This window comes from Alkalibacterium sp. MB6 (assembly GCF_009935905.1).
Lineage (GTDB): Bacteria > Bacillota > Bacilli > Lactobacillales > Carnobacteriaceae_A > Alkalibacterium.
On the sequence record NZ_PREX01000024.1, the window covers coordinates 1 to 25,598 of the forward strand.

A 25,598-nucleotide genomic window follows, 5' to 3' on the forward strand; every position below is an offset into this window, starting at 1 on the left:
TCAAATTAAACGAGGTTATAGGATAAAAGTGCATATTCTTATCTAGCAGAAACTGCTACATATAGTTTAGCAGTCACAATACTGATTAAATTACCAAGGTGAGGCTCTTATTATCAATATAGGATATATATTGCCTCTTCTTCTTACAGATAATTTTTCAATAGAATTATGAACTGTTAATATTAGTTTTTACTTGTATAATTAAAGCGATGTGTAAGCATTTTAATTTTTTTTTCTATGAAATAATATAAGAGGAGTTTTAATAATGTATCCAATTTTAATTACATTTATTATTTTTCTAATTGTTCTAGTTGGAGGCTATATGGTTGTACAAAGATCAAAAAATAAATCAGTTAATGAACACACGCCAAAACAAGAGACTAATAACGTATTGGCTATTTCGAATAATTCCACCAATGAGTTACAAGTTCAATTTAATATGTTGTCGGAGATTCGAGAAATTGATGAATCAAGACTTGTAGAGATTAAAGACAGTAAACTGCTTGGACATGTAAATAATCTCTTGCCGGAAGCTTTTAAGACTGCAACTACTGTAGGCAATGCTGTTCAAGGTAGTACTAAAACTCTGTATGAAGCGATTCTTCCAGCTGGAAAACAGCTTGCAAAGTCTAAAAACACTGAAGGCGCCTTTAGAGGATTTACAATGGGAAAGAAAGGAATAGACGGATCAGCTGAATTCTTACCTGTAAATAATGTATCTAACGTTGCTGCAAATGTAGCTTCATCAGCAATGAGTGTAGGCTCAATGGTAGTCGGTCAATATTATATGCACCAAATCAACACTGAACTAGAATCAATTAGTTCAGATATTTCTCAGATAATGGATTTTCAAAATAATGAATATAAGAGTAAAGTTTTTGCGTTAGTTACTAAAGTAAAAAAAATGTCCTCATTTCAAACAGAAATACTTGAAAATGAAGAGTTGAGAAAATCAGAAATATCAAGCCTTAATCGACTTGAACAACAATGTATAGAATTATTAGGCCAGGCAAATTTAACGATTGCAGACTACTCAAAAAAAATGGATATGGGTATTAAAGAATATGAAGAACAATTGGTTGGTGTTCAATACTGGGTTGTTTATCAAGAGACTCTATTGGAAGTATTATATCTTATTGCAAATTTAAAGTATGCACTTTACCTAGGTACTGTATCCAGAGATCAATGTAACTCCTTATTATCAACTTATAGAAAACAAGTGAAAGATGTGAAAATTGGATTACAGAACTGGCATTTAGAACAAATGGAAAAGTATGGTATCAATCTTGAAGAAGGTTATAGAGAACGTTATGGAGTTGATGGTATTCTTCATAAAGTACCGGGAATGATAAGGAAAGAGTTAAATTATCGTCCAGTATCTAAAGATGTTGTAGGTATTATTACTAAGCACCTTACTGCCAGAGATAAACATCGTCAAGTGTCTACAAGAGAGGTCTTTGATGAGAATGTTAAATTAATAGGAAAAGAAGGGAAAGTATATTATTTACCTGCGGATAGCATGTAATCACTCAGCTAAATTGTTTTGAATCTCTATACAATATTAGATGGCATATTTATAATATCTTTCAGGAAAAATTAAAAAAATGTAAAAATTAATATACAATATTTTAAGTAAGAGAAGAATGAACAATCAATAATACTATTAGGTCGTAGACTTTCTAGGTACTTGAATAGTTTGATAGCGTACCTATAAGCAAGCCAAGGCAGTAGTTATGGAGTAATACTAGTTTAAGATTTTAAAAGATGGAGGGAAACCAATGGAGACATTAGAGGAATTTTATACCCAAATTTTAGATCTAGATTTTTTGATTGAGTATGGATATTATGATAGAAATGTAAAAAGCGAAATGAATGGAAAAAATAATGATACTGATAGAACATTAGAAGAAGAGGCTGAAGTAGATCAGTTTTACTCAGTGGGTGATAACTTCTTCCCCGAATATTTTAGTACTAAAGGCTTATTATTATTTCTGCAGAATGAAAATTTAGGTGCTACTATTGATGACAATCGTAATATAAATTATGATTCAGACAATATCTTAGGTGGTCGAAATCATACTCCTACAGATCCGATAATTTTTACTATACCGAAAAGTAATGACCTAACAATTAGAAGAACATACAAAATTCCAAATATATATAGCTATGTTAGATTGGCACTGTATATTAGTTTAAACAGTGATTATTTTATAGATTTGTTTATGAATAATAAACAGTCGACCTCAAAGTATTTCAATCATTTTCAAATTGGTGATTTTAAGACAACGGATAAGTTATCGACAAAGCTTTTATCTTATGGTAATAATATTCTGAATCTAGACTTAAGCAATTTTTATCCAACACTTTATACACATAGTCTTGCATGGGTTGATTTAGGGAAGCAAATTGCAAAGAATAATCGTCACGATGGGATAGGAAACAATTTAGATAAACTTGTGCAGGCGGAGCAATACGGAGAGACCCACGGAGTTCCTACAGGTAATTTTCTAACTCGAATTATTGCGGAGTATTTTCTATGTAAGATTGATAATGAATTAGAAGATTTAGGATATATTTATACTAGATATGTAGATGACTTAAAGTTTTCATATAATGAAGAGGAAATGAAGGATGACTTTTTATCACAAGTACATATTAAGAGCAATGAGTATAATATTACATTAAATGAACAAAAGACTTTTGTTGAAACACACCCTATAAAAAATGAATTAAATAAAGCTCAAATTTTTTCTTTTTTTGATAATTTTAGCTCGAATAACTATTTAAAATGGATAGATAAATTATACGATTATATCAATCTGTGCATAGACGAAGAGTCAAAAGGAAATAAAGGCTCTATCAAAGTTTTGTATACGGGAAGCTTATTCCATTTAGAAGATAACTCCAACATTAATCAAATATTTACGTATAAAAACCCTTTAAATAGTTATAACTTGTTTAAACACTTTTTGGATACATCTTTGAAAGATTCAAAATTAACTAATCGCTTTTTAAATTTTACTAAGAAATTAATCTCTAAAGGGGTAAGTCAAGATGAGATAAATCAATTAGTAAGTGAGTATTTTGAAGAAAATTCTAAAAAAATAAAAAGAAAAGTTAGCATGTGTATTGAAAATAAGTATAATCAAGAAGTATATCAGTTATTATTATATTACTTATATTTTAAAGTATATGAGACAGTTGATCAGACTCAACTAACTGAGCTTATTGGCGAAGACCATCCTGTTGATGAAGAAGGATTAGGGTTCTTAATAAAAATAATTGACTTTAGTAATGATGACTTTAGCATCGTTTTAGCCATAACAATATATTTACAAATCGTCATTAATGAATTTTTTGTAGAACAAGATTATGCGAATTATGATTCTTATATAAACAAACTATTCAAGAAATTGAATGAAGTTTTATCAGAAAGTTATCAATCGTATTTATCTGAACAAGACAGAGTTCTTAATCCATATGACGTTCATGACAAATCACGTATGGCTGAAAAACTATGGTTTGTAAGATATCATATATATTATCTTACAAATAAATATGATTCTTTTAAAGTATCACTTAATGATTATTACAGAGAATCTGAAACACCACGAAATCGAAGTGGCTTATATAAAAGTCAGTTAAACTGGGATTTTATAAAAACGAATATGTCTATTGATAAGTTTTATGAGAGAATGTTGAATCAAAATGTCCCTTTATTCTATTTTGATTTTGAAAATTATACTGTTTAAATACTACAATATTAGTTTACTTTGAAAAGTACTATTCTCATAAAACATAGGCGTATGCGTGAAAATTTAGTCTAAACCATTACCAAACCCATTACCATATAAATATAAACGTTGACGTGAGGGGGTTAAGATGAGCCCCCTCAAAGAGTCATAAACTATCGAGTTGAAAACTAACAAGCAAATGAGGAAATACAGTAATGAAAACAAAAGCTTTAGTCTTTACAGCATTTTGCGTTGCTATCGGGTATATAGGTGGCAGCTTGATTATTATCCCCTTAGGATTCGTCCGCGCAGCACCTTTTCAACACTTCATGAATGTATTGGTCAGTTTTATCCTCGGTCCATGGTATAGTCTGGCTCAAGCGTTTGGCGTATCCTTGTTAAGAAATTTGACTGGGACGGGGTCGTTATTGGCCTTTCCTGGTAGTATGATAGGCGCTTTTCTATCCGGCTACTTGTATTTGAAAACGAAGAAGTTTTATATGTTAGCCGTCGGAGAAATAATTGGTACAGGGGTATTAGGGGCACTGGCTAGTTATCCTATTGCCCGGGTGTTTCTCAGTCAAGAAGCGGCAATAGTTGCATTTATGCCTGTTTTTTCTATAAGCGCATTAATCGGGGCGGTCATTGGCATGGTATTGGTTTACCAAATCATTAAAAAGCCAGCCTTTAATCAAAAGTTAAAGCAGTTCCAAAAGTAGGTACGCTTTATATTGAAGAAAGATTGTGAATAGGCGAGTGTGTTATTCTTCCTTTTGTTATGCAGTATCCTGTATAGTTACAGTATGTAAGGAGACTATGACAAAAGAGGTGGGCGCAGTGAAAAAGTGGTTAATTAGCCTAGGGCTAGTCAGTCTTTTAGTAGGTTGTGGAGAAACGACAAATGATGAAGCCGATAACGGTGAAACAAATGTCATTGACGCAGAATCACAAGCTGAAGATGAGCTGAATGACGAAACGGAAACGGATACCGAAACACCCGAGGATGTAAATGAGAACGAGGATAATACTGATATAATCGGTGACGACGATGCGACAAATGATACCGGTTTAGGTAGCGAAAATAATGAAGGCGCTATTGTATTTGTCCCTCAATATGCTGAGACAGAAGCGGGACTATCACCAGAGAATGATGAAGTATTGGCTTTATTGAGTGAAATGGTTAGTAGTGCAGAAGTAGACGATTTGGGTTTTGAAAATGATGTCACCATACAGTTCACGGGTCTATACTTGCATAATGATGAAGAACAGACCCTGCAGCCTATCTTTATCATCACGAACCGCACGGATCAAACCTTTACGCATATTGACATGGCGATCACTTTTGGCCCGTCTGAAGGTGAGTTGATATTTGACGAGACCTATTTCACATTGGCAGCAGATGAATTAGGGATGTTAGAGCCGAATACAGCTATGCCTGTTTACGTGAATACAGATTATTCAAATCTAGCAGCTATCGATGAGTTGTCTAATACCCGTGAAGAAGTCATTAGTATTGACTCATTTGAATTTGAATCGGATGAAAGCAGTTCAGAAGGAAGCAGAGGCACAAGTGAAAGGGTTCAGCCTCGAACAGCAGCTAATGAATCCTCTGAAGAGTTGACCTTCGTTTCAACACTTGACCAGTCAAATGAAGGAGAAGACAGTTATAATAGTCTAATATTGAGCCAGTTGGAGGAATTAATTAGCCAATCTCCTGAAGTGGGAATCGAAGGGGATGTCGCGATTCACTGGACGGGTATTTATGAATACAGTACGACAGAAAAAAATGGACAAGCTATTTTTGTCATCGTTAACCGATCGGGTATGGAGTACTCTAACATTGAATTGGGTATTACCTTTACTGATATGAATCAGAATGTGATATTGGAGGAGGAACGCTTCTTTTTAGATGAAGAATCCTTTGGTGTTTTGGAAGATCAAACCATCATGCCTCTGTATTTGGAAGTCCCTCAAGATAAAGAACACTTTATTCAAGGGGTTTTAGATGTAAATAATGCACAGTATCAATTCAATTACTTCCAGGCCGAAGATACTAACTCGTCTGATCATTAGTTAAAAGACAGCTTTCCGATAAGGGAGCTGTCTTTTTGAATTCATTTCTAAAAAAAAGTTCGGCAAATACGAACATTCGCCTAATAAAAGATGAGGGTAACATTATAGCGATTTATTAATATTCGCATAAAAACCGTTATAATAAGGAATAATAACACACAGGCGATTTTAATCTAAATGTTAAATAAGAACTTTAATCCTAATAATCCCTTTCAGCTTTCGTGTTTATGTGTTATAATGTGGTTAATACTTTGTGAGGTGAGTCAAATATGCCAAATAGTTTAGCTAGCATCAAGAAGTCCTTGGACAGCCAGATCGGTAGAGAGCTTAAGTTAATCGTCCAGGCAGGAAGAAAAAAGACAACAGAACGCAAAGGTACGCTTACTGAAACATATCCGGCAGTTTTTGTCGTAGAGCTTGATAAGTCCGAGAATGCAGTGGACAGAGTATCTTTTAATTACACAGACGTGCTGACATCTTCAGTACAATTAGAATTTACAGAAGAAGCATCTTTGGTTTTGAACTAATCTAATTAAATTAATTGTTTTTCAGTAGTATAATGTCGAATTATACTACTTTTTTTATGCTTAAAAAGGGAAATAGCGAGTCCTTTGTAGTTATCTTTTCCAAAAGTCGGTCATCTGTTTTAGAATAGAAGGTAAGGAACCGCTTAGGAGGGATCGACATGCAAATAATGGAGAATGCACCCGCGAAAATAAATCTTTGCTTAAATGTATTAAGTAAAAGAGAAGATGGTTTTCACGAAATGGAGATGGTCATGACAACCATCGACCTTTCTGATCGGTTGACATTTACCATCCAGGAGAACGATATTACAGTTGATTCAAATAGTTCATTCATGCCGTTAGATGAACGTAATATAGTAGTCAAAACAGCCCAATTGTTGAAAGAAACGTATCACATTGATGCGGGCGTTCATATTTATATAGATAAAATCATACCGATTGCTGCTGGACTCGGTGGAGGGAGTAGTGATGCAGCCGCTACGTTGAGAGCCTTGAACCAATTATGGAAGCTCGATTTATCTCTGGAGCAATTGGCTGAATTAGGCGAGCGAATTGGATCAGATATTCCGTTTTGCGTTTACGGACAAACGGCGTATGTAACTGGACGGGGTGAAAAGGTGAAGCCTCTACCTTCTTTTCCATCTTGCTGGGTTATAGTAGTTAAGCCATTTAAGGGTATTTCTAGTTGGACGGTGTTTAAAGATTTGGATGTCGATTCCCTACCTAATTATTCCATTGACCAATTGGTTCATGGCATTGAACATGAGTCGTTTGACGAATGCATTCGTTATGTAGGAAATGCGCTAGAAGAGAAAGCAAGCCAGCAAAACCCTCGCATACTCACAGTGAAAGAAAAAATGTTGGAATTTGGTGCAGAAGCAGCCTTGATGAGTGGAACGGGACCGACAGTATTTGGCTTAACTCAAAATTTGACCAAAGCCAAACGGATAGTAAATGGTTTGAAAGGCTTTTGCAAAGAAGTCTATCTTGTCAGACATTTAAATTGAAATAAGCCGGCTCTTCAAATAAAGTGATGAGCCGTGCTTATTTTTTTCTTGACAAGAGAAGTCGGAAAGTGATACTCTTTAAATCGTAATGATTACGATTTGAAAATAATGGAGGATTACTTATATGAAACGAAAACAAACAATCAAACACCGCTTAATAGTTGGATGGGGACTTCTGCTCGTCCTTGTATTAGCTGCGTGTGGTCAGGAAACAACCACAGATTCACCAACGACGCCTGAAGAGGCTACTTTAGATTCAGATGCTTCAGTAGAGGATAATCAAGACACTCAACTTTCTATTGTCACGACTTTTTATCCTGTTTATGAATTTACCAAACAAGTTGCAGGAGACCGAGCTAATGTTAGTCAAATGATTTCAGGTGGAACAGATGCACATCATTATGAACCGAGCGCAAGAGATATTGCCATGGTGAATGAAGCGGATATGTTCATTTACAGTAGTGAAGAAATGGAGACATGGGTCCCGAGTTTGCTGGATTCTTTAGATAGTGACGAAGTTGTCGTGGTTAGAAAAGCTGATACAGTTGATGAGTTGACTCTTCATAGTGACAGCGCCGAGGATGAAGATGACCATGATCACGACCACGACCACGATCACGAAGACGAGAATCATCACAGCCATGAAGTCGACCCGCATATTTGGCTGGACCCTGTATTGGCTCAAGATCAAGTCACCCACATTAAAGAAGCGTTAATTGCGCTGGATCCTGAAGGAACGGATTATTACGAAGAGCGAGCCGAGCAGTTTAATCAAGAGCTACAAATGATTCATGAGGAGTACTCAACAGCCTTTGAGGGGGCAGAAAATAGAGTGTTCTTTACGCAGCACGAAGCTTTTGGCTACCTTGCCAACCGTTATGACTTAACGCAAATTGCTGTGGGAGGCCTGTCTACAGAGGTGGAGCCTAACCCGGCCCGCATTGCCGAAATCAATGAATTGGTAAATGAGTATGATGTACCTGTTATTTATTATCAAGAAGGCGCCAGTTCAGCTATTGCAGAAATGATAGCCAATGAGACAGGAACAGAAACGGCTGTATTATATGACTTAGAAAGACTGTCTACAAACTTACAAGAAGAAGGCTTAGGTTATATTGATGCTATGAGAATGAATTTAGAATCATTAAGAAAAAGTATTTACTAATTATTAGAATTAAAGGATAATAATCTGGTTGATTATTTTTAAAAGGTAAGGAAAGTAGGAGTAGCCGTGCAGTATATTGAAGTAAATAAACTAGCCTTTCATTATGAAGACGAGCCAGTACTTGAAAATATATCTTTTCAAGTCAATGCTGGTGACTTCGCCATGCTTACGGGTGAAAATGGGGCTGCAAAAACAACGCTGTTAAGAAATATTCTCGGCCTTCTCAAACCATCAAAGGGATCAGTCACCTTGTCTAAAAAGAATCGCTACGGCGAGAAGTTAGTCGTTGGCTATATACCTCAGCAAGTGGCCTCTTTTAATGAGGGATTTCCTAGTACGGTATTGGAACTGGTTCAGTCCGGGCGATACCCTAGAGGGAAATGGTTCAAGAAATTAGATGAAGAAGATCATGTTCATGTCAAAAAGTCGCTTACCTCTGTTGGCATGTGGGACATGAGACATAAAAAAATTGGCGAATTATCCGGTGGACAAAAACAACGGATCTCAATTGCACGTGTTTTTGCGACCGACCCTGATCTGTTTGTACTGGATGAACCGACAACCGGAATGGATGTTCAGTCAAGAGAAGAGTTTTATAAATTATTGAAGCATAATAGTGACGTACACCAAAAAGGTATATTGATGGTAACGCACGATCATGAAGAAATTAGGCAATATGCGAATAAGCATATTGAGCTGGTTAGGAAGGAGGGATCGCCTTGGAGATGTTTCTCTATGGATTCATGCAAAGAGCCTTCCAAGCATCTTTCCTCATCTCATTAATCGCACCTATACTAGGTTTATTCCTCATTTTGAGAAGGCAGACACTTATGGCGGATACTCTTTCTCATGTGTCTTTAGCCGGAGTCGCTTTGGGTTTGCTGATTGGAACGAATCCAACGCTGACGAATATAATCGTTGTCGCTCTCGTCGCTGTGATTTTGGAGTATTTAAGAAAAGTGTACCGAACGTATTCGGAGATATCGATAGCGATGTTAATGTCAGGTGGAATGGCAGTTGCCTTAGTTTTAATGGGACTGAATGATACTGGCGCGACCGTCAGTATCCAACAATTTTTATTTGGATCAATCGTTACGATATCGACTGACCAAGTGTGGATGCTGCTGATCGTCACCCTTTTAATTATCACCTTATATTTAATTTTCAGAAAACCTATGTATATTTTGACCTTTGACGAAGAAACAGCTTTTACATCTGGTCTCCCCATTTGGTTGATGTCTATCCTCTTCAATGTATTAACAGGGGTAACGATAGCATTGGTCATGCCGATTGTAGGGGCATTATTAGTTGCGGCTATATTAGTTCTGCCGGCAGCTGTATCTATTCGATTAAGCAAAAGCTTTAACGGCGTGATTCTAATAGGTATTTTAGTATCTTTAGTAGGCATGTTCAGCGGACTGACCGCTTCATATTATCTAGGAACTCCGCCAGGGGCTTCTATTACACTGGTTTTCATTCTTTTATTTGGTCTAACAGGCCTGGCTTTAAAGTTAACCAAGCAATCCAAACGAAATGCATTCCTAAGAAAATAAACAATAAACCAGACAATCTCTCAAAAGAGTGTCTGGTTTATTTTTGTTTAAATGTAGAAACGATGACACTATTTTAAAGTGTTTTTCATCCAAAGCAAAAATATTTTTGTTTAAGTCAACAATTCTGTTAAAATGGTGAGTAAGACTCTAACGTTTATGTAACGTTACTTATGAGAGGTTGAGGTGACAAGATGAAAAAAGTATTAGTGGCTAATAGAGGCGAGATCGCTATTCGCATTTTCAGAGCATTAGCAGAACTAGGAATTGGAACGGTAGGCATATATGCTCAAGAAGATGAGGTAAGCGTTCATCGCTTTAAAGCCGATGAAGCATATTTGGTTGGGCAAGGAAAAAAACCTATTGACGCCTACCTCGATAGTGAAAGTATCATCCAGATTGCAAAAGACTCTGGTGCTGAAGCAATCCATCCTGGCTATGGCTTTTTATCAGAAAATTTAGGCTTTGCACAGCGGTGTGAAGAAGAAGGCATTATATTTATTGGACCAGAAACACGACACCTAGATATTTTTGGAGATAAGATAAAAGCCAAAGCCATTGCGGTTGAAGCAGGCATCCCAACCATACCAGGAACGGATGGGCCGGTATCATCAGTAGATGAAGTAAAAGAGTTTGGGCAAACGCACGGCTATCCAATCATGATGAAAGCGGCACTTGGTGGAGGCGGACGTGGTATGCGTGTGGCTCACAATGAAAAAGAAGCTGACGAAGGCTACACACGTGCCAAAAGTGAAGCGAAGGCAGCCTTTGGTCGAGATGATATTTATGTGGAGCGTTATGTTGCTAACCCGAAACACATTGAAGTTCAAATATTAGGCGATACCCATGGTAATATCGTGCATTTGTTTGAACGGGATTGTTCAGTACAAAGACGCCATCAAAAAGTAGTAGAAGTCGCTCCTTGTGCAGACCTGAATCCTGAATTAAGAGAAGAGCTATGTCAGGCTGCCGTTAAAATCATGAAACACGTCGGTTATGTTAATGCCGGAACAGTGGAATTTCTCGTAGAAGGGGACGAGTACTTCTTTATTGAAGTTAACCCAAGAGTGCAAGTTGAACATACGATTACAGAAATGGTAACAGGTCTTGATATTGTTCAGAATCAAATTTTAATTGCTCAAGGATTAGATTTGCATAAGGACATGGACATACCGTTTCAAGAAGATATCGAATTAAAAGGTGCAGCTATTCAGTGCCGTATTACGACAGAAGACCCCATCAATAACTTCTTCCCAGATACCGGAAAGATAAATACGTACCGTTCACCGGGTGGTTTTGGCATCCGTTTAGATGCTGGGAATGGTTTCCAAGGATCTATCGTTACCCCTTATTTTGACTCCTTGCTAGTAAAATTATCAGTCGAAGCAAGAAGTTATGAAAAAGCCGTACAAAAAATGATTCGTGGGTTGACGGAGTTCCGCATACGCGGTGTGCAAACGAATATTCCTTTTTTAATTAATGTATTAAAGCATCAAACATTCTCAAGCGGAAAAGCAACAACCCGCTTTATAGATGAAACCCCTGAATTATTTGAATACTCAAAACTGCGTGACCGAGGGAATAAAACACTACGTTATATTGGAAATGTGACGGTTAATGGCTTCCCAGGCATTGGTAAAGTTGAGAAACGTGCTTTTAAAGAACCAAGAATGCCACAAAAGCTCATTCTTCCAGATAAAGACTTGGTATATCCTAAGCATATTTTGGATAAAGAAGGACCTGACGCCGTTGTTTCTTGGATGAAGGACCAACACTCCGTCTTAATGACTGATACGACATTCAGAGATGCGCACCAAAGTTTATTGGCTACCCGCATGCGAACAAAAGACATGCTCGCTATTGCTGAAGAAACCGAACGAGCAATACCTGAGTTGTTTTCCGTTGAAATGTGGGGGGGCGCAACCTTTGATGTGTCGTACCGCTTCTTAACAGAAGACCCTTGGGAAAGACTGAAAAAGCTTCGTAAAAAAATGCCCAACACCTTATTCCAAATGTTATTCCGAGGTTCCAATGGGGTTGGATATGAAAACCTTCCGGACAATGTACTAGAAGAATTTATCAAACTAGCTGCACAAAACGGCATCGATGTCTTTAGAATATTCGATAGTCTAAATTGGCTTCCTCAAATGGAAAAAAGTATTCAATATGTCCGTGATCAGAATAAAATTGCTGAAGCAACGATTTGTTATACGGGAGATTTAAATGATCCGAATGAGACAAAGTACACTCTTGATTATTATAAACGTATGGCGAAAAGTCTGGAATCGATGGGTGCTCATATTTTAGCCATTAAAGACATGGCTGGTTTATTAAAACCTCATGCTGCTTATCGTTTGATTGGTGAACTCAAAAATACAGTTCGTATCCCTATTCATTTGCATATGCATGACACAAGTGGAAACGGTATTTACACATATGGTGCAGCGATTCGTGCAGGTGTCGATGTGATTGACGTCGCACAAAGTGCCTTGAGTGGAAAAACGAGTCAGCCAAGCATGGGCAGTTTATACTACGCTTTAGAAGGCACACCGCATGCGCCAAAAGTCACTATTCAAAATGTTGAACAATTAAATAAATACTGGGAAGATACTAGAAAATATTACACTGATTTCGAAGAAGGAATGCCAGCAGCTTCGACAGAAGTGTATACTCACCAGATGCCTGGTGGACAGTATACGAACTTGAAACAACAAGCTAAAGCTGTCGGACTGGGTGACCGTTGGGATGATATTAAAGTGATGTATACGACGGTTAATGACATGTTTGGTGATATAGTTAAAGTAACGCCCTCTTCAAAAGTGGTGGGGGATATGGCTTTATTTATGATTCAAAACGACTTATCCGAGCAAGATGTGTATGACAGAGGTGGGGATTTGAACTTCCCTTCATCAGTGGTTAGCTTCTTTAAAGGAGAGCTGGGCATACCAGAAGGTGGCTTCCCGGAAACATTGCAAAAGCTTGTTCTAAAAGGTGAAAAGCCGTTAGAAAAACGCCCTGGTGAATACAAAGAGCCGCTTGACTTTGCTAAGGTAAAACAAGAGTTAAGCGAACATTTAGGTGCTGAGCCTACAATGGAAGAAGTTCTTAGTTACGTTATGTACCCGCAGGTCTTTTTAGACTATCAATTCTATAATAACCTTTATGGAGAAGTGACTAAGTTTGATACGCCTACGTTCTTTTATGGGATGCGTATGGGTGAACAGATTGAAGTGAATCTAGAAAGAGGTAAAACATTAATTATTAAACTAAACCAGATCGGAGCGCCGGACCTTGAAGGGAACCGTGTGTTGTACTTTGAGTTAAACGGTCAAGGGCGTCAAGTTGAAATTCAAGATAAAAGCGTGACAAGTACAAAAGCAGTGCGTAAAAAAGCAGAGCCGTCCAATAAAGGCCAAATTGGAGCAACGATGCCAGGATCTGTACTGCAAGTATTGGTTAAAAGAGGCGATAAAGTTCACAAAGGGGATCCGATCATTATTACAGAAGCAATGAAAATGGAAACGACTATCCGTTCATCGATTGATGGGAAAGTTGCAAGCCTCTTTGTTAAAGAAGGGGATCAAATTCAGTCGAACGATTTGCTTATTGAAATTGATTCGAACTAAGCTTTATTAGTAGAGTATACTAAGAGATGACATGTCTTAAAGTAAATGAAACGAACAGCCATCATGAGTGAGACGAATCACTTAACATGAGGGCTGTTCGTCTTTCATTTTTGAGGTAGTGGATTACCCTAAGTTCTTTTTTTTTTATGATCGGCCTAAATGAGTCGAAAGAACGAACAATCCTTTTAACAAATAAGATAAAGCTATGCTTTTTCGCTTGGAAAAGGTAGTATATAGATGACGGTACTATAATGTACGTAAATCAAAGAGGTGGAAAGTATTGAAAGTTAAACGAAGTGAACGATTAATTGATATCACATATTACTTAATGGAACATCCCCATAAATTAGTTCCCTTGACCCTGTTTGCTAAACGATATGAATCAGCTAAGTCTAGTATTAGTGAAGATTTAACCATTATTAAGGAAACATTTACTAAAAGAGGGTTGGGATTTTTAGAAACAGTACCTGGAGCTGCAGGTGGAGTAAGGTATGTTCCTAAAATGACAGACGAAGATATAGCGGCTTTTATTGATGAATTATGTGAAGAGCTAAACCATTCCAAACGATTGTTACCGGGTGGCTATGTTTACTTGTCAGATATGTTGGGAGAACCTAAGTGGCTGAGAAAAATTGGTCGAGCCATTGCCTCTAAGTACATGGACAAGGAAGTCGACAGTGTCATGACTGTAGCGACAAAAGGTGTGCCGATTGCCCAGTCAGTTGCTTCCTATTTAAATGTACCGTTTGTTATAGTCAGACGAGATTCTAAAGTAACAGAAGGCTCGACTGTAAGCATTAACTATGTATCTGGATCGTCCTCTGATAGAGTGGAAAAAATGGAATTGTCTCGCAGAAGTCTGGAAATGGGTTCAAAAGTCGTTATTGTAGATGACTTCCTAAAAGGTGGCGGGACTGTTAATGGTATGATTAGTTTAATTGAAGAATTTAATTCTGAAGTGGTAGGAGCAACGGTCATTGCTGAAAATATATTTAAAGGCGAACGCTCTGTCACAGATTATACATCATTACTAAAAGTAGAGAACGTCAATAGTCAAGATCGAACGATTGAAGTGGTTCCTGGGAATTTTTTACAAAAGGGCATATAGAAAATCCCTCTTAAGTTTTTACGAGCTTAAGAGGGATTTTATGTCAGAAGAAACAAAAGGTGTTGCTTCAAGGCTTAGGGTCATTTCCTTGTCTACGAGTTTCCTCTAGGCGTTCGCTGGTCACTTCATCAGTATTCGCTTCACCACGAGTGTCTTCTAATTCTGGTGGGACACCTTCATTGGACCTCGGCTCAAGTGGTGGCTGTCCGCCGTCGCCCATACCTTGAACAGCGCCTTCGGTAGGGAAACCTGCTGTTGTTCCTAGTGTTTCCAGGTGGGTATCCGATGGATGATCGGCTGCAGGTGAATCGGTTGTCGTGCCTCTATTATCTACAGAACGTGTATTGACAGGGTCGTCTTGATCACTATCACTATCACTGACAGCGATAACCAAGTTTCCATTTCTTATATCGTCTCTATACATATGAAGAAAATCATCTTCAACGGTGTAATTTGGGTGTTCGTAATAGTCGCCATCTCTAACCTTGAAAGCGTCCTTTAACGATTGCCAGAAGCTTTTATCGTTTTCAAAGTCTTCATCCGTTCCGCTCATATCAGGATTAGAGACATTGACATCTCTTGGTGGATTAATTTCAGAATCCTTCTCCAAGTTAGTGAAAATAATTATATCATCGCGTTGATACCCATCTTCAAGCAATCGTCGGACAACGCGTTCCGCTTCTTCTTCTGTTTGATAGCTTCCTATAACCGTTTGGTTCGTATTCATGCAAACAGCCTCCTTATGAAATAAATAAGTGGTCTATGCGACTAAACCACTCCTTATACTTATCTTCATTATAGATAAGCTTTAAAGTGAGAACAAACAATACACCTCTTAGAACTTGAAATGTAGAGGGTCATACAGTATTATGTAAGAAGGTTTTTACAAGCATTCATTAATGAAATGAATCATATAAACAGTGGTCTATAGACCACTGGATAATTAAAGGAGAAACTAATGACTAAACGATTTGCAATAGTACTCGCTGCCGGACAAGGTACGCGTATGAAGTCCAAATTATATAAAGTGATGCACCCGGTTATGGGGAAACCCATGGTTGGGCATGTCGTTGATCAAGCGATGGCAGCAAAAATGGATAAGATTGTCACAGTTACAGGAGTAGGTGCTGAAACAGTACAAGATTATTTAGGCGATAAAAGTGACTACGTTCTTCAAGAAGAACAATTAGGCACAGCCCACGCAGTTGAGCAAGCCGCTCCTTTATTGAAACATGAGGAAGGTACGACGATTGTAATTTGTGGAGATACGCCTTTACTGACAATGGAAACACTGGAAGCCTTGATGGCTCATCATGAAGAAACAGGAGCAAAAGGAACAGTGTTGACAGCCCATGCCGATAATCCGTTTGGATATGGCCGCGTCATTCGTGCAACAGACGAGTCAGTAGCTAAAATCGTTGAAGAGAAAGATGCATCAGCCACTGAGCGTGCGGTTAAGGAAATTAATACCGGAACGTACTGCTTTGATAATAAAGCATTATTTGAAGCCATTGAAAAAGTAGACAATAACAACTCTCAAGGTGAATACTACTTACCAGATGTAATAGAAATTCTGAAGAATAATAATGAGTTAGTATCTGCTTATCAGCTGCCTAATAAAGAAGAAGCTTTAGGCGTTAACGACCGTGTCGCTTTAGCAGAAGCGGCAACGTTGATGAAGCGTCGAATCAATGAAAAACATATGCGCAATGGTGTGACAATGGTTGACCCAGCGAATACGTATATTGAATCTGACGTGGTCATTGGCCAAGATACAGTCATCGAACCGGGCGTTTATTTGAAAGGACAAACGGTTATCGGGGAAGATAGTATGATTGGTGCACATTCTGTTATCGTAGACAGTGAGATTGGCGATAAGGTTACTGTAACCAGTTCTACGATTGAGTCAGCAGTCATGGGTAATGAGAGCAATATTGGGCCGAACAGTCATTTAAGAGCAGACACAGTCATAAAAGAGCATGTTCACATTGGAAACTTTGTAGAGATTAAAAAAGCAACGATTGGCAACTACACAAAGATTGGGCATTTAACCTATGTAGGAGATGCTACTTTAGGCGAACACATCAATTTAGGATGCGGAACTGTTTTTGTCAATTATAACGGCAAAGAGAAAAATCACATTCATGTAGGAGACCACGCCTTTATTGGTTGCAATGCTAACTTGATTGCTCCGGTGACGATTGAGGAAAATACCTTTGTTGCAGCTGGATCGACCATAACGGATAATGTGCCTGCGGATTCATTAGCCATTGCACGCTCCCGTCAGACGATTAAAGAAGGATATGTTAACAAGAAAGCTCAAAAAGATTAGAAATTTCTTTTATACAGGGCTTACAATGGGTTAAGCAGTTGATTTATATTCCGCTTAGGCATAAACTAAGAGTAGGAAAATAGAGAGAATGAAAATTATGGAGGCCGACATGTCCGAACATTATTCTGATCCGAAGCTAAAAATATTTGCGTTAAGTTCCAATATTCCTCTTGCAGAGAAAATCGCAAAAGATATTGGTGTCGATTTAGGAAAAGTATCAGTAAATAAATTTAGCGACGGTGAAATTCGTATTAATATTGAAGAAAGCATCCGAGGAGACCACGTTTATGTGGTGCAGTCTACTTCTGCTCCGACAAATGACAACTTGATGGAAGTGCTCATCATGATAGATGCGTTGCGTCGAGCGAGTGCTAAAACGATTAATATCGTTATGCCTTATTATGGATATGCCAGACAGGATAGAAAAGCAAGATCAAGAGAACCTATCACTGCAAAATTGGTCGCCAACATGCTAACTCAAGCCGGTGCAGACCGTATGCTAACATTAGATTTACATGCTTCCCAAATTCAGGGATTCTTTGATATCCCAGTTGATCATTTGCTGGGTGCATCACTTCTGGCTAACTGGTTCTTGGACGCTGGTTTAGGCGGAGAAGACACAGTTGTTGTCTCGCCTGACCACGGTGGAGTAACTAGAGCGCGTAAGTTAGCAGAATTTCTGAAGTCACCTCTTGCTATTATTGACAAGCGTCGTCCAAAAGCAAACGTGGCTGAAGTCATGAATATAGTTGGGCAAGTTCAAGGAAAGACGGCTGTCTTAATTGATGACCTTATCGATACTGCTGGAACCATTACTCTGGCCGCAGATGCCTTAATCGAAAAAGGCGCGAAAGAGGTTTACGCTTGTGGAACACATCCGGTATTTTCAGGTCCGGCAATAGAGCGTTTAGAAAAATCGTCAATCAAGAAAATGATCGTAACGGATTCGATTGCATTACCTGAACATAAAAAAATAGACAAAGTCGTTCAAGTGAGTGTTGGACAGCTTATGGGACATGCTATTAAACGTATTCACGAAAACAAATCGGTATCTCCTTTGTTTGAAAAACAATTCAAAGGTTACTCAGACTAATATGAAAGACGCCATAATCATGTGATTGATAGAAGGTACACCTACCGGATAGTCAATCCTTGATGATACGGCGTCTTTCTTCACGAAAGGAGGAAGGGATCTGGACAAAGTAAAAGAGGTTTTTAAACGAGTAAAATACCATTTGAGACATATGAAACCATTAGATGTCATTATTATTGTCTTTTTAATGGTCGCTTCCTTCATTCCTCATATTGTTTATGCTTTTCATCTAGGTTCTATTGATGAAGATGCTACAATCATTGCCACCGTAACTATATCTGGCGAAGAGGTTTACCGTGTGGAATTAAGTGAAGAGACACCACATGAATTGATTCGATTTGAACCCCGCGAAGGCCAATATAATATTATTGAAGTAGATGGCACGCGCATCCGAAATAAAGAGGACAACAGTCCAGATCAGCTTGGAGTAAGAAGAGGATGGATTAGCCAGCCAGGTGAAACGGCTGTCGTTTTACCTCATCAGTTGATTATTGAAGTGCATGCAGAGTCGCCTGATGGCAATCAACTATATGAAGACGAAGATGTTATCATACCAATGTAAACAGAAATGACCATCTATCAGGAATTCTTGATAGATGGTCATTTTTTATGGTCAAAACTAAATTAACCTGATATCGTGAAGCCTAAATCAGGGTTTTTGTCTAATACTTCTTTTAAATGGTTACGGATAGTAGAAGCGGAGTGCTGCATTTTCTCCATCTCTGAATCATTTAAAGGAATTTCCACAATCTTTTCTAAACCCTTGCTAGTAATGATTGACGGGGTTCCTATATAAATGTCATCTTGTCCGTACTCACCTTCAAGGTAGGCGGAAACAGGTATGACAGCATGCTCGTTATTCAAGATAGCTCGAGTGATCCGAGCCAGGGAGACACCGATTCCGTAAAAGGTCGCCCCTTTTTTAGAGATGATTTCATAAGCAGCATCGCGAACAGAAAAGAATATATCAACTAATGCTTTTTCATCTGTGTCAGGGTTGTTTTGAATCCATTCACTAATTTGGAGACCGGCAACGTTCGCGTGAGACCATACCGGAAACTCAGTGTCGCCGTGCTCTCCAATAATATAGCCGTGGACGTTTCTCACATCTACATTCAGCAAGTTAGCGATGGCTTGTCTGAAGCGAGCACTATCTAAAGAAGTACCTGAACCAATGACTTGATTGGAAGGTAGACCAGACAGTTTGTAAACAGCGTAAGTTAGAATGTCTACAGGGTTGGTTGCAACGAGGAATATTCCGTTAAAGCCGCTAGCCATTACTTTTTCCACAACATCTTTAGTAATGCGTAAGTTTTTCTCGGTTAAATCCAAACGAGTTTCTCCCGGCTTTTGAGAAGCACCGGCTGTGAATACCACTAAATCAGCATCATGGCAATCGTCGTAATCTGCCACGTAAATCTTTTTAGGAGCGGTGAAGGCCAATGCACTGTTCAAGTCCATCACGTCCCCTAATGCCTTATCTTTATTTACATCAATGATTCCTAGTTCTTGCCCGATATTTTGGTTGATTAATGCATAGGCATAACTAGATCCGACTGCCCCATCACCAATTAAAATAATTTTCTGTTGATTGCTTTTTACTGTCATACTCTCATTCCTTTCCTATTGTTACTACAAGTATAGCATATCTTTCGAAAAGTTATCGATAGATAAGGTATGTCGAATGCACAACTATCCCCTTTCTGTTTATTGACTACTTGTTTAATAAATGAGAAGCTATCAATAGTATTTTAACCAAATATTCACTTAAATAGGAGCTGACAGAATGAAGACGATTAAAAGTGATACTCTGTTTGAACTGAAAAATGTGTCTCAACCTTTAGTGCACAAGGACACGATTTTTTACTTAGAGACACGAACGGATAAAGAAAAAAATGCCTACCTCACCTCGCTTTGGGGTTTACACAAAGAAACCAAAGAGAGAACGCTATGGGTAGATGAGGAAATGAACCCTTCCCAGCCAGCAGTTTCTCCAAATGGCAAATGGTTAAGTTTTGTTTCTGGAACAAAAGATAAAAAGCCTCAACTTTACCTCATGCCTTTAACAGGCGGAGGAGCGTCTTCTTTGACAGATGAAAAAGAAGGCATCAGCTCATACGAATGGACAAGTAATGGGGCTTCTATATACTACCAGACAACTAAAAAGCCAGAAAAAGAGACAGATGAAGAGACTAAAAAAGAATCTGGAGAAGCCAGTTTAAACATCAAGCCTGTAAAAATAACCAAGCTTCAATATAAAATGGATGGACAAGGCGTAACGGAACGTGAAAGAACTTTCGCAGTTAAAAAAGTTGACGTCGCTACAAAACATACCTCGACTATTTTGGAAAAAGACCGAGCTTTCAGACTCCAATATGTATCAAAAGATGAAAGCGTCTTGTTTTATGTTGACAAACTAGATCCGGAAAACGAGTGGGTATATGGAGCTAGTGTATATGAATATGATGTGGCCACGAAAACCAGCCGACTAATAACTGCTGATATTCCAAAAGGTAGCTTCTCTTTCGAGGCTGCAAATGAAGATGAGACACTATTTTTATTTGCCGGAAATGATTTTTCCTATGCGTTCGTTACATTAACTGCTTTATATGTTTGGAACAAAAATCAGCGAACCTTTAGCCGAGTGTCGGCAGAGGATAAACAAGTAGGTGATACAACGATTGGGGATTTCCAACAGAAAGTGAAGGGTTTCCCAGTCAAGTGGGTATCGTCAGACAGCTTTATCTATCCTGTCTCTGACCAAGGCAAAACAGTGATTTATAAAGGGGATAGTAAAGGGAATAATGACGTATTAGTCGATCAGCTGATTCACTTTACAGATGGGGATGTGATTGACGACCAAACGTCTATCGTAACCTATTCTGATTTAAAAACACCAAGCGTTTTAGCACAGCTTGATTTAAAAACAGAAGAATTAAAACCACTTTATAATCCGAATGAAGCGTTTGAAAAGGAGTATCAAATCGCTGATGTGGAACGTTTCTGGTATAAGGGTGCGGACGATTGGGATATTCAAGGATGGTATGTTAAACCTGTTGAGCCAGTGAAATCTCATCCAGCGATCGTTTATATCCATGGTGGTCCTCAAGTTAACTACGGGGAAACCTTCTTCCATGAGATGCAACAGCTAGCATCTGAAGGGTATGGCGTGATCATGCTAAATCCTAGAGGTGGAAACAGTTATGGGCAGGAGTTTGTCGCTTCTATTTTAGGAGACTACGGAAACAAAGACTATCAAGATATCATGCTCGGGACAGATTATGTTTTAGAGAAATACCCAGAAATTGATTCAGAGCGCGTATACGTAGCTGGAGGAAGTTATGGCGGCTTCATGACCAACTGGATTGTCGGTCACACGGACCGGTTCAAAGCCGCTGTCACTCAACGTTCAATATCGAACTGGATTAGCTTTTATGGAACAAGTGACGTTGGCGCATTTTTTGTGGAATTCCAACTTCAAAGAGATATCAGCCAAGCAAATGAACTATGGGAACTATCCCCACTAGCTCACGTTCAAGGGGCTAAAACGCCTATCTTAATTATTCATGGTGAAGAAGATCTTCGCTGTCCTATTGAACAAGGAGAGCAAATGTATACGGCAATGAAGAAACAAGGGGTGGATACAAAGTTTGTTGTGTATCCCAAGTCTAGTCACGGTTTGTCCAGAGAAGGGCTGCCTCATTTGAGAATGGAAAGACTGGAAGAAATAAAAGCGTGGTTCAAAGCGTATAATTAAAAAGAAGACGACCGAGCTGATTTAGCAAGGTCGTCTTTCATTTGTCTATGAGTATACACGGTAGAAGTGGTTATCTCCATACTCAAAGTGAAAACCGTTTTGAGTACGGAGATAACTAAGGGGTTTCTCGATACTCAAACGAAAACGGTGGGTGAGTATGGAGAATAGACATAACTTTTCCCCACTATTTACTAAAGCTGAGCCAACTAAGCCGTCAATAATAAACGGTCTATTCCACTGTAACTGATTTAGCTAAGTTTCGTGGTTTATCCACATCATTTCCTCTATGCAGACTAGCATAGTAAGCCAATAATTGAGCAGGAATCACACTAACCAATGGCGTCAACAATGGATGAACTTCTGGAATGATCACATGATCTTCTGGGCGACTTAATCCATCCATTGAAATGATAACTGTATTAGCACCACGAGCAATCGTTTCTTGGACATTCCCTCGGGTGTGGCCGGCTGTGGTTTTCTCCGTAACGAAGGCTATAATCGGTGTACCCTTTTCAATCAAAGCGATGGTTCCATGCTTAAGTTCGCCAGCAGCAAAACCTTCTGTATGGATATAAGAAATTTCTTTTAATTTTAAAGCGGCTTCAAGGGCTACGAGGTGATCCAGTCCGCGACCGATGAAAAAGGCATGGTCTGTTAAGCTTAACTGTTTTGAAGCCAAGTCTTCAATCAATTCTTTACTTTCTATAATAGATTGAATAGCTACCGCAGCGGTACTAAGGTTGTGTTTCATCGTGCTCTCTGTGATAACCCCTTTTTCTAGGCCGATTACCTCAGATAAGATCGCCATCACTGAAATCTGAGCGGTATAAGCTTTTGTGGAAGCTACAGCAATTTCCGGCCCAGCATGCAAAAGCAAAGTAAATGTCGATTCTCTTGACAATGTAGAGCCGACAGCGTTCGTTATAGTCAAAGAAGGGTAGTTTTTCTCATTGACGCTAACGAGAACTTGACGACTGTCAGCTGTTTCGCCACTTTGGGATATAAATATAAAGAAGGGGTTGTTTGATAGTATAGGCATATGATAACCGAATTCGCTGGCAACATGGACTTCAGTCGGTATGCCTGATAATTGTTCGAACAGTCGTTTGCCAACTAGCCCAGCATGGTAACTTGTTCCTGCAGCAATAATATACAAGCGATCAGACTGAAGCATGGCATCAACGATGACCTGGTCAACGTGAAGGTTGCCTTCTTGAGTTTGGTAAGCTTGAACCACTCTTCTCAATACGGCAGGTTGTTCATCAATTTCTTTAGCCATATAGTAAGGATACGCTCCTTTTTCTAAATCCTCACTATCAAATTCAGCCGTGTATGCGTCTCTTGATAAACTATCCCCATTAGCATTTTCAATGATTAATTCATCTTTAGTTACAATCGCGATTTCTTTGTCCATCAATTCGACAAACTGATTGGTTTCTTTAATCATGGCCATGGCGTCACTGCATATCACGTTAAATCCTTCACCTTTACCTAGGAGAAGGGGGCTTTTATTTTTGGCTGCAAAAATAGTGCCTGGCTGTGATTCGTCAATCAATGCGATAGCATAGGAGCCTTTTAATAGAGAAAGGGTTTGTCTTAATGCGTCTAGAGTGGGCAGATGTTCTTTCTCTGAAAAATAAGCAAGCATATGAACGATGATTTCAGTATCTGTATCACTGAGTAGCAACGTTTCGTCTAAGTACTGCTCTTTAATTTCTTGGTAATTTTCAATCACGCCATTGTGAACAAGAGTAAATCGTTGGCTAAATGATTGATGAGGATGAGCATTAATGGCGCTAGGTTCTCCGTGAGTAGCCCACCTTGTGTGCCCAATTCCAACTGACGCTTGAACAGAAGGATCAATTTCTTCTCTTAGAGCATTGATACGACCTTTTGCTTTAAAGACAAAGCCTTCGTTTCTGTTATTCATAATATAAAGGCCAGCTGAATCGTAGCCTCTATATTCTAATTTGTCCAAGCCGTTTAACAATATAGGCACGGCGTTTTTGGAACCTACATAACCGACAATTCCACACATGATTATTCCTACTTTCTTTATTAAAGAGATTATAAGTGGTATAGACTATTTTAAGTGAAGTTAAAAGATTAAAAACACCAGTTAACTTCTACATAATAGGGGCTATAAACAGAAATGTCAATCATTTTAAATATATTTTTAATTTAAGTGGTATAGTCAGAAGGTTGGTGGGTGCCATGAACTGAAATTTTTGAGTGACATTATAACATAAAATGTCACTAAATTAATGTGAACATAATGTGTATAAAGTAATTGTTATCTTAATTTTAATGTGGTATGATAACGACGAGCGAAAAGGTTTTATTCTATCGAACGATGCAATAGTGATCGCAAGATATTAGGAGGGAACTTTTTAAATGGATTATAAAAAATTAGTAAGTTTATTGGCACTATCTACTTTAGCTTTGGCTGCATGTGATACAGCAGACGAAGAACCTTCACCGGAACCTCAAATTGAGGATGGAGCCGTTGATGATGCTGAAACGGACACAGATACAGACACAGATACTGATGGCGCAGACAGCGATTCAGCTGACAGTTCTCAAGATCCGCACAGTCTCATTGATAGTATTCAAGGAAGCGATTTAGACTATACGTCTGACGTTGAACTTGAAATCACTGGTGGTACATGGACTCAACAAGGTTATACGTTTACGCCTGAAGACGGTGAAGCAACTGTAGAAGGTTCTGCTGCTGGCGAAGGCGACATCTTTGCTTACGTGCTTCAAGATGGCGTAGTTGTTGAAATGCCAGAAGTTGATGCTGGTGCATTTACATTCACAGCTCCAGCGGAAGACGGCGACACTGAGTACCAAGTTGGTGTATCTGACGAAGAACTATGGGCTGTTGGCGATGAAGCTGACCCTACAGAACTAGATCGTGTAGAAAATGTCATTATTTTAGCTCCTGCAGCTGAATAAGAAAGATACACATATGAAAAAACCAGAGGATACCCTTGAGCGAGGGGACACCTTTGGTTTTTTGTTTTACAAAACCACTGATCGTTTATCCAATGATTCCGTTGTGCCGACGTCAAACTAATGAAGCTCTTTACAAAAGTTTACTTATTCTTTAATTGCTTTTGATATACTGGTAAAGTAGAGGTATCCTATTAAATAACAAAATGAGGGAATGAAACGAATGCAAAGAATTCAAAAGTTACTTTTTTATATGAACGGACGGTACGGTTACGATGAGTTCTCAAAGTTTTTACTTGTTATAGGCTTGTTGTTTGGCATATTATCCAATTTCTTTTTAGGGTATGTCTTGTCTATTTTAGGCATGGCTCTTATTGCTTTTGGAGTATTACGAGTGCTCTCTAAAGAGAAAGCCAATAGATTAAAAGAGTTAAGAACCTACCTTAAATTAAAGAATCAAATCACCACACACTATGTGAAATTAAAGAACAGGTGGGTTCAGCGTAAAGTCTATAAAGTAACAAAATGTCCCGAATGCAAGCAGAAAGTACGGGTTCCAAGAAAAAATAAAAAAATACGAATCACCTGTCCAGCTTGTAAAACAAAGTTTGTTAAAAAGACATAAAGGGTCTTGTTTTGACTTTAAGCCGGGTATGATATAATAACAAGAT

At 38.4% G+C, this 25,598-nt stretch carries 20 protein-coding genes; 17 read left to right on the forward strand and 3 right to left on the reverse strand.

The window, feature by feature from the left end; genetic code table 11:
• Positions 1 to 265 precede the first annotated feature (265 nt).
• The 11 genes from C3945_RS09285 (at position 266) to purR (ending at position 14,790) form a co-directional block, all read left to right on the forward strand.
• The gene (locus tag C3945_RS09285) at positions 266 to 1,525 is read left to right on the forward strand and encodes a hypothetical protein (protein ID WP_161879422.1); all 1,260 of its coding nucleotides are present in this window, start codon (positions 266 to 268) and stop codon (positions 1,523 to 1,525) included.
• Positions 1,526 to 1,778: 253 nt separating this feature from the next.
• Complete coding sequence (locus tag C3945_RS09290) at positions 1,779 to 3,752, forward strand: RNA-directed DNA polymerase (RefSeq protein ID WP_161879423.1); 1,974 nt, start codon at positions 1,779 to 1,781, stop codon at positions 3,750 to 3,752.
• Positions 3,753 to 3,949: 197 nt separating this feature from the next.
• Entirely contained in the window at positions 3,950 to 4,453 is a 504-nt protein-coding gene (thiW, locus tag C3945_RS09295; RefSeq protein WP_161879424.1) for an energy coupling factor transporter S component ThiW, read from the forward strand.
• A 118-nt stretch (positions 4,454 to 4,571) separates the two neighbouring features.
• Complete coding sequence (locus C3945_RS09300) at positions 4,572 to 5,807, forward strand: hypothetical protein (RefSeq protein ID WP_161879425.1); 1,236 nt, start codon at positions 4,572 to 4,574, stop codon at positions 5,805 to 5,807.
• Between the two features lie 269 nt (positions 5,808 to 6,076).
• Positions 6,077 to 6,334: a Veg family protein gene (locus tag C3945_RS09305; RefSeq protein WP_161879426.1), complete on the forward strand. Its 258-nt coding sequence runs from the start codon at positions 6,077 to 6,079 to the stop codon at positions 6,332 to 6,334.
• A gap of 158 nt (positions 6,335 to 6,492) precedes the next feature.
• On the forward strand, positions 6,493 to 7,341 hold the full coding sequence (gene ispE, locus C3945_RS09310; RefSeq protein WP_161879427.1) for a 4-(cytidine 5'-diphospho)-2-C-methyl-D-erythritol kinase: 849 nt from the start codon (positions 6,493 to 6,495) through the stop codon (positions 7,339 to 7,341).
• Positions 7,342 to 7,465: 124 nt separating this feature from the next.
• The gene (locus C3945_RS09315; RefSeq protein ID WP_161879428.1) at positions 7,466 to 8,506 is read left to right on the forward strand and encodes a metal ABC transporter solute-binding protein, Zn/Mn family; all 1,041 of its coding nucleotides are present in this window, start codon (positions 7,466 to 7,468) and stop codon (positions 8,504 to 8,506) included.
• A 66-nt stretch (positions 8,507 to 8,572) separates the two neighbouring features.
• Positions 8,573 to 9,289 carry a metal ABC transporter ATP-binding protein gene (locus C3945_RS09320; protein ID WP_161879429.1) on the forward strand — a complete coding sequence of 239 codons (717 nt, stop codon included), beginning with the start codon at positions 8,573 to 8,575 and terminating at the stop codon, positions 9,287 to 9,289.
• Positions 9,226 to 10,059, forward strand: coding sequence for a metal ABC transporter permease (locus tag C3945_RS09325; RefSeq protein WP_161879430.1), 834 nt, complete (start codon positions 9,226 to 9,228; stop codon positions 10,057 to 10,059). The genes C3945_RS09320 and C3945_RS09325 overlap by 64 nt, the downstream gene beginning before the upstream one ends.
• Before the next feature lie 191 nt (positions 10,060 to 10,250).
• Positions 10,251 to 13,682, forward strand: coding sequence for a pyruvate carboxylase (locus C3945_RS09330; protein WP_161879431.1), 3,432 nt, complete (start codon positions 10,251 to 10,253; stop codon positions 13,680 to 13,682).
• A gap of 280 nt (positions 13,683 to 13,962) precedes the next feature.
• Positions 13,963 to 14,790 (forward strand): pur operon repressor, encoded by an 828-nt coding sequence (gene purR, locus C3945_RS09335; RefSeq protein ID WP_161879432.1) that lies wholly within the window; start codon positions 13,963 to 13,965, stop codon positions 14,788 to 14,790.
• 67 nt (positions 14,791 to 14,857) lie between these two features.
• On the opposite strand, the gene C3945_RS09340 is transcribed toward purR, so the two are convergent.
• A complete protein-coding gene (locus tag C3945_RS09340) occupies positions 14,858 to 15,517 on the reverse strand; it encodes a general stress protein (RefSeq protein WP_161879433.1) in 660 nt (219 codons plus the stop codon).
• A 231-nt stretch (positions 15,518 to 15,748) separates the two neighbouring features.
• Here C3945_RS09340 and glmU point away from each other — a divergent pair, with 231 nt between their 5' ends.
• From glmU to C3945_RS09355, 3 genes are all read left to right on the forward strand, one after another.
• Positions 15,749 to 17,122, forward strand: a complete 1,374-nt coding sequence (glmU, locus tag C3945_RS09345) for a bifunctional UDP-N-acetylglucosamine diphosphorylase/glucosamine-1-phosphate N-acetyltransferase GlmU (protein ID WP_161879434.1) — start codon at positions 15,749 to 15,751, stop codon at positions 17,120 to 17,122.
• A gap of 109 nt (positions 17,123 to 17,231) precedes the next feature.
• The gene (locus C3945_RS09350; RefSeq protein WP_161879435.1) at positions 17,232 to 18,215 is read left to right on the forward strand and encodes a ribose-phosphate diphosphokinase; all 984 of its coding nucleotides are present in this window, start codon (positions 17,232 to 17,234) and stop codon (positions 18,213 to 18,215) included.
• A gap of 151 nt (positions 18,216 to 18,366) precedes the next feature.
• Positions 18,367 to 18,777, forward strand: a complete 411-nt coding sequence (locus tag C3945_RS09355) for a NusG domain II-containing protein (protein WP_161879452.1) — start codon at positions 18,367 to 18,369, stop codon at positions 18,775 to 18,777.
• A 62-nt stretch (positions 18,778 to 18,839) separates the two neighbouring features.
• On the opposite strand, the gene C3945_RS09360 is transcribed toward C3945_RS09355, so the two are convergent.
• Positions 18,840 to 19,823 (reverse strand): L-lactate dehydrogenase, encoded by a 984-nt coding sequence (locus C3945_RS09360; protein WP_161879436.1) that lies wholly within the window; start codon positions 19,821 to 19,823, stop codon positions 18,840 to 18,842.
• 178 nt (positions 19,824 to 20,001) lie between these two features.
• On the opposite strand from C3945_RS09360, the gene C3945_RS09365 reads away from it, so the two are divergent.
• Positions 20,002 to 21,972, forward strand: coding sequence for a S9 family peptidase (locus C3945_RS09365; protein WP_161879437.1), 1,971 nt, complete (start codon positions 20,002 to 20,004; stop codon positions 21,970 to 21,972).
• A 229-nt stretch (positions 21,973 to 22,201) separates the two neighbouring features.
• Here the strand turns inward: C3945_RS09365 and glmS are convergent, their stop codons facing one another.
• The gene (gene glmS, locus C3945_RS09370; protein WP_161879438.1) at positions 22,202 to 24,010 is read right to left on the reverse strand and encodes a glutamine--fructose-6-phosphate transaminase (isomerizing); all 1,809 of its coding nucleotides are present in this window, start codon (positions 24,008 to 24,010) and stop codon (positions 22,202 to 22,204) included.
• A 356-nt stretch (positions 24,011 to 24,366) separates the two neighbouring features.
• Between glmS and C3945_RS09375 the strand changes: the two genes are divergently transcribed.
• Positions 24,367 to 24,930: a hypothetical protein gene (locus tag C3945_RS09375; RefSeq protein WP_161879439.1), complete on the forward strand. Its 564-nt coding sequence runs from the start codon at positions 24,367 to 24,369 to the stop codon at positions 24,928 to 24,930.
• A 220-nt stretch (positions 24,931 to 25,150) separates the two neighbouring features.
• Positions 25,151 to 25,552: a hypothetical protein gene (locus C3945_RS09380; RefSeq protein WP_161879440.1), complete on the forward strand. Its 402-nt coding sequence runs from the start codon at positions 25,151 to 25,153 to the stop codon at positions 25,550 to 25,552.
• Positions 25,553 to 25,598 lie beyond the last annotated feature (46 nt).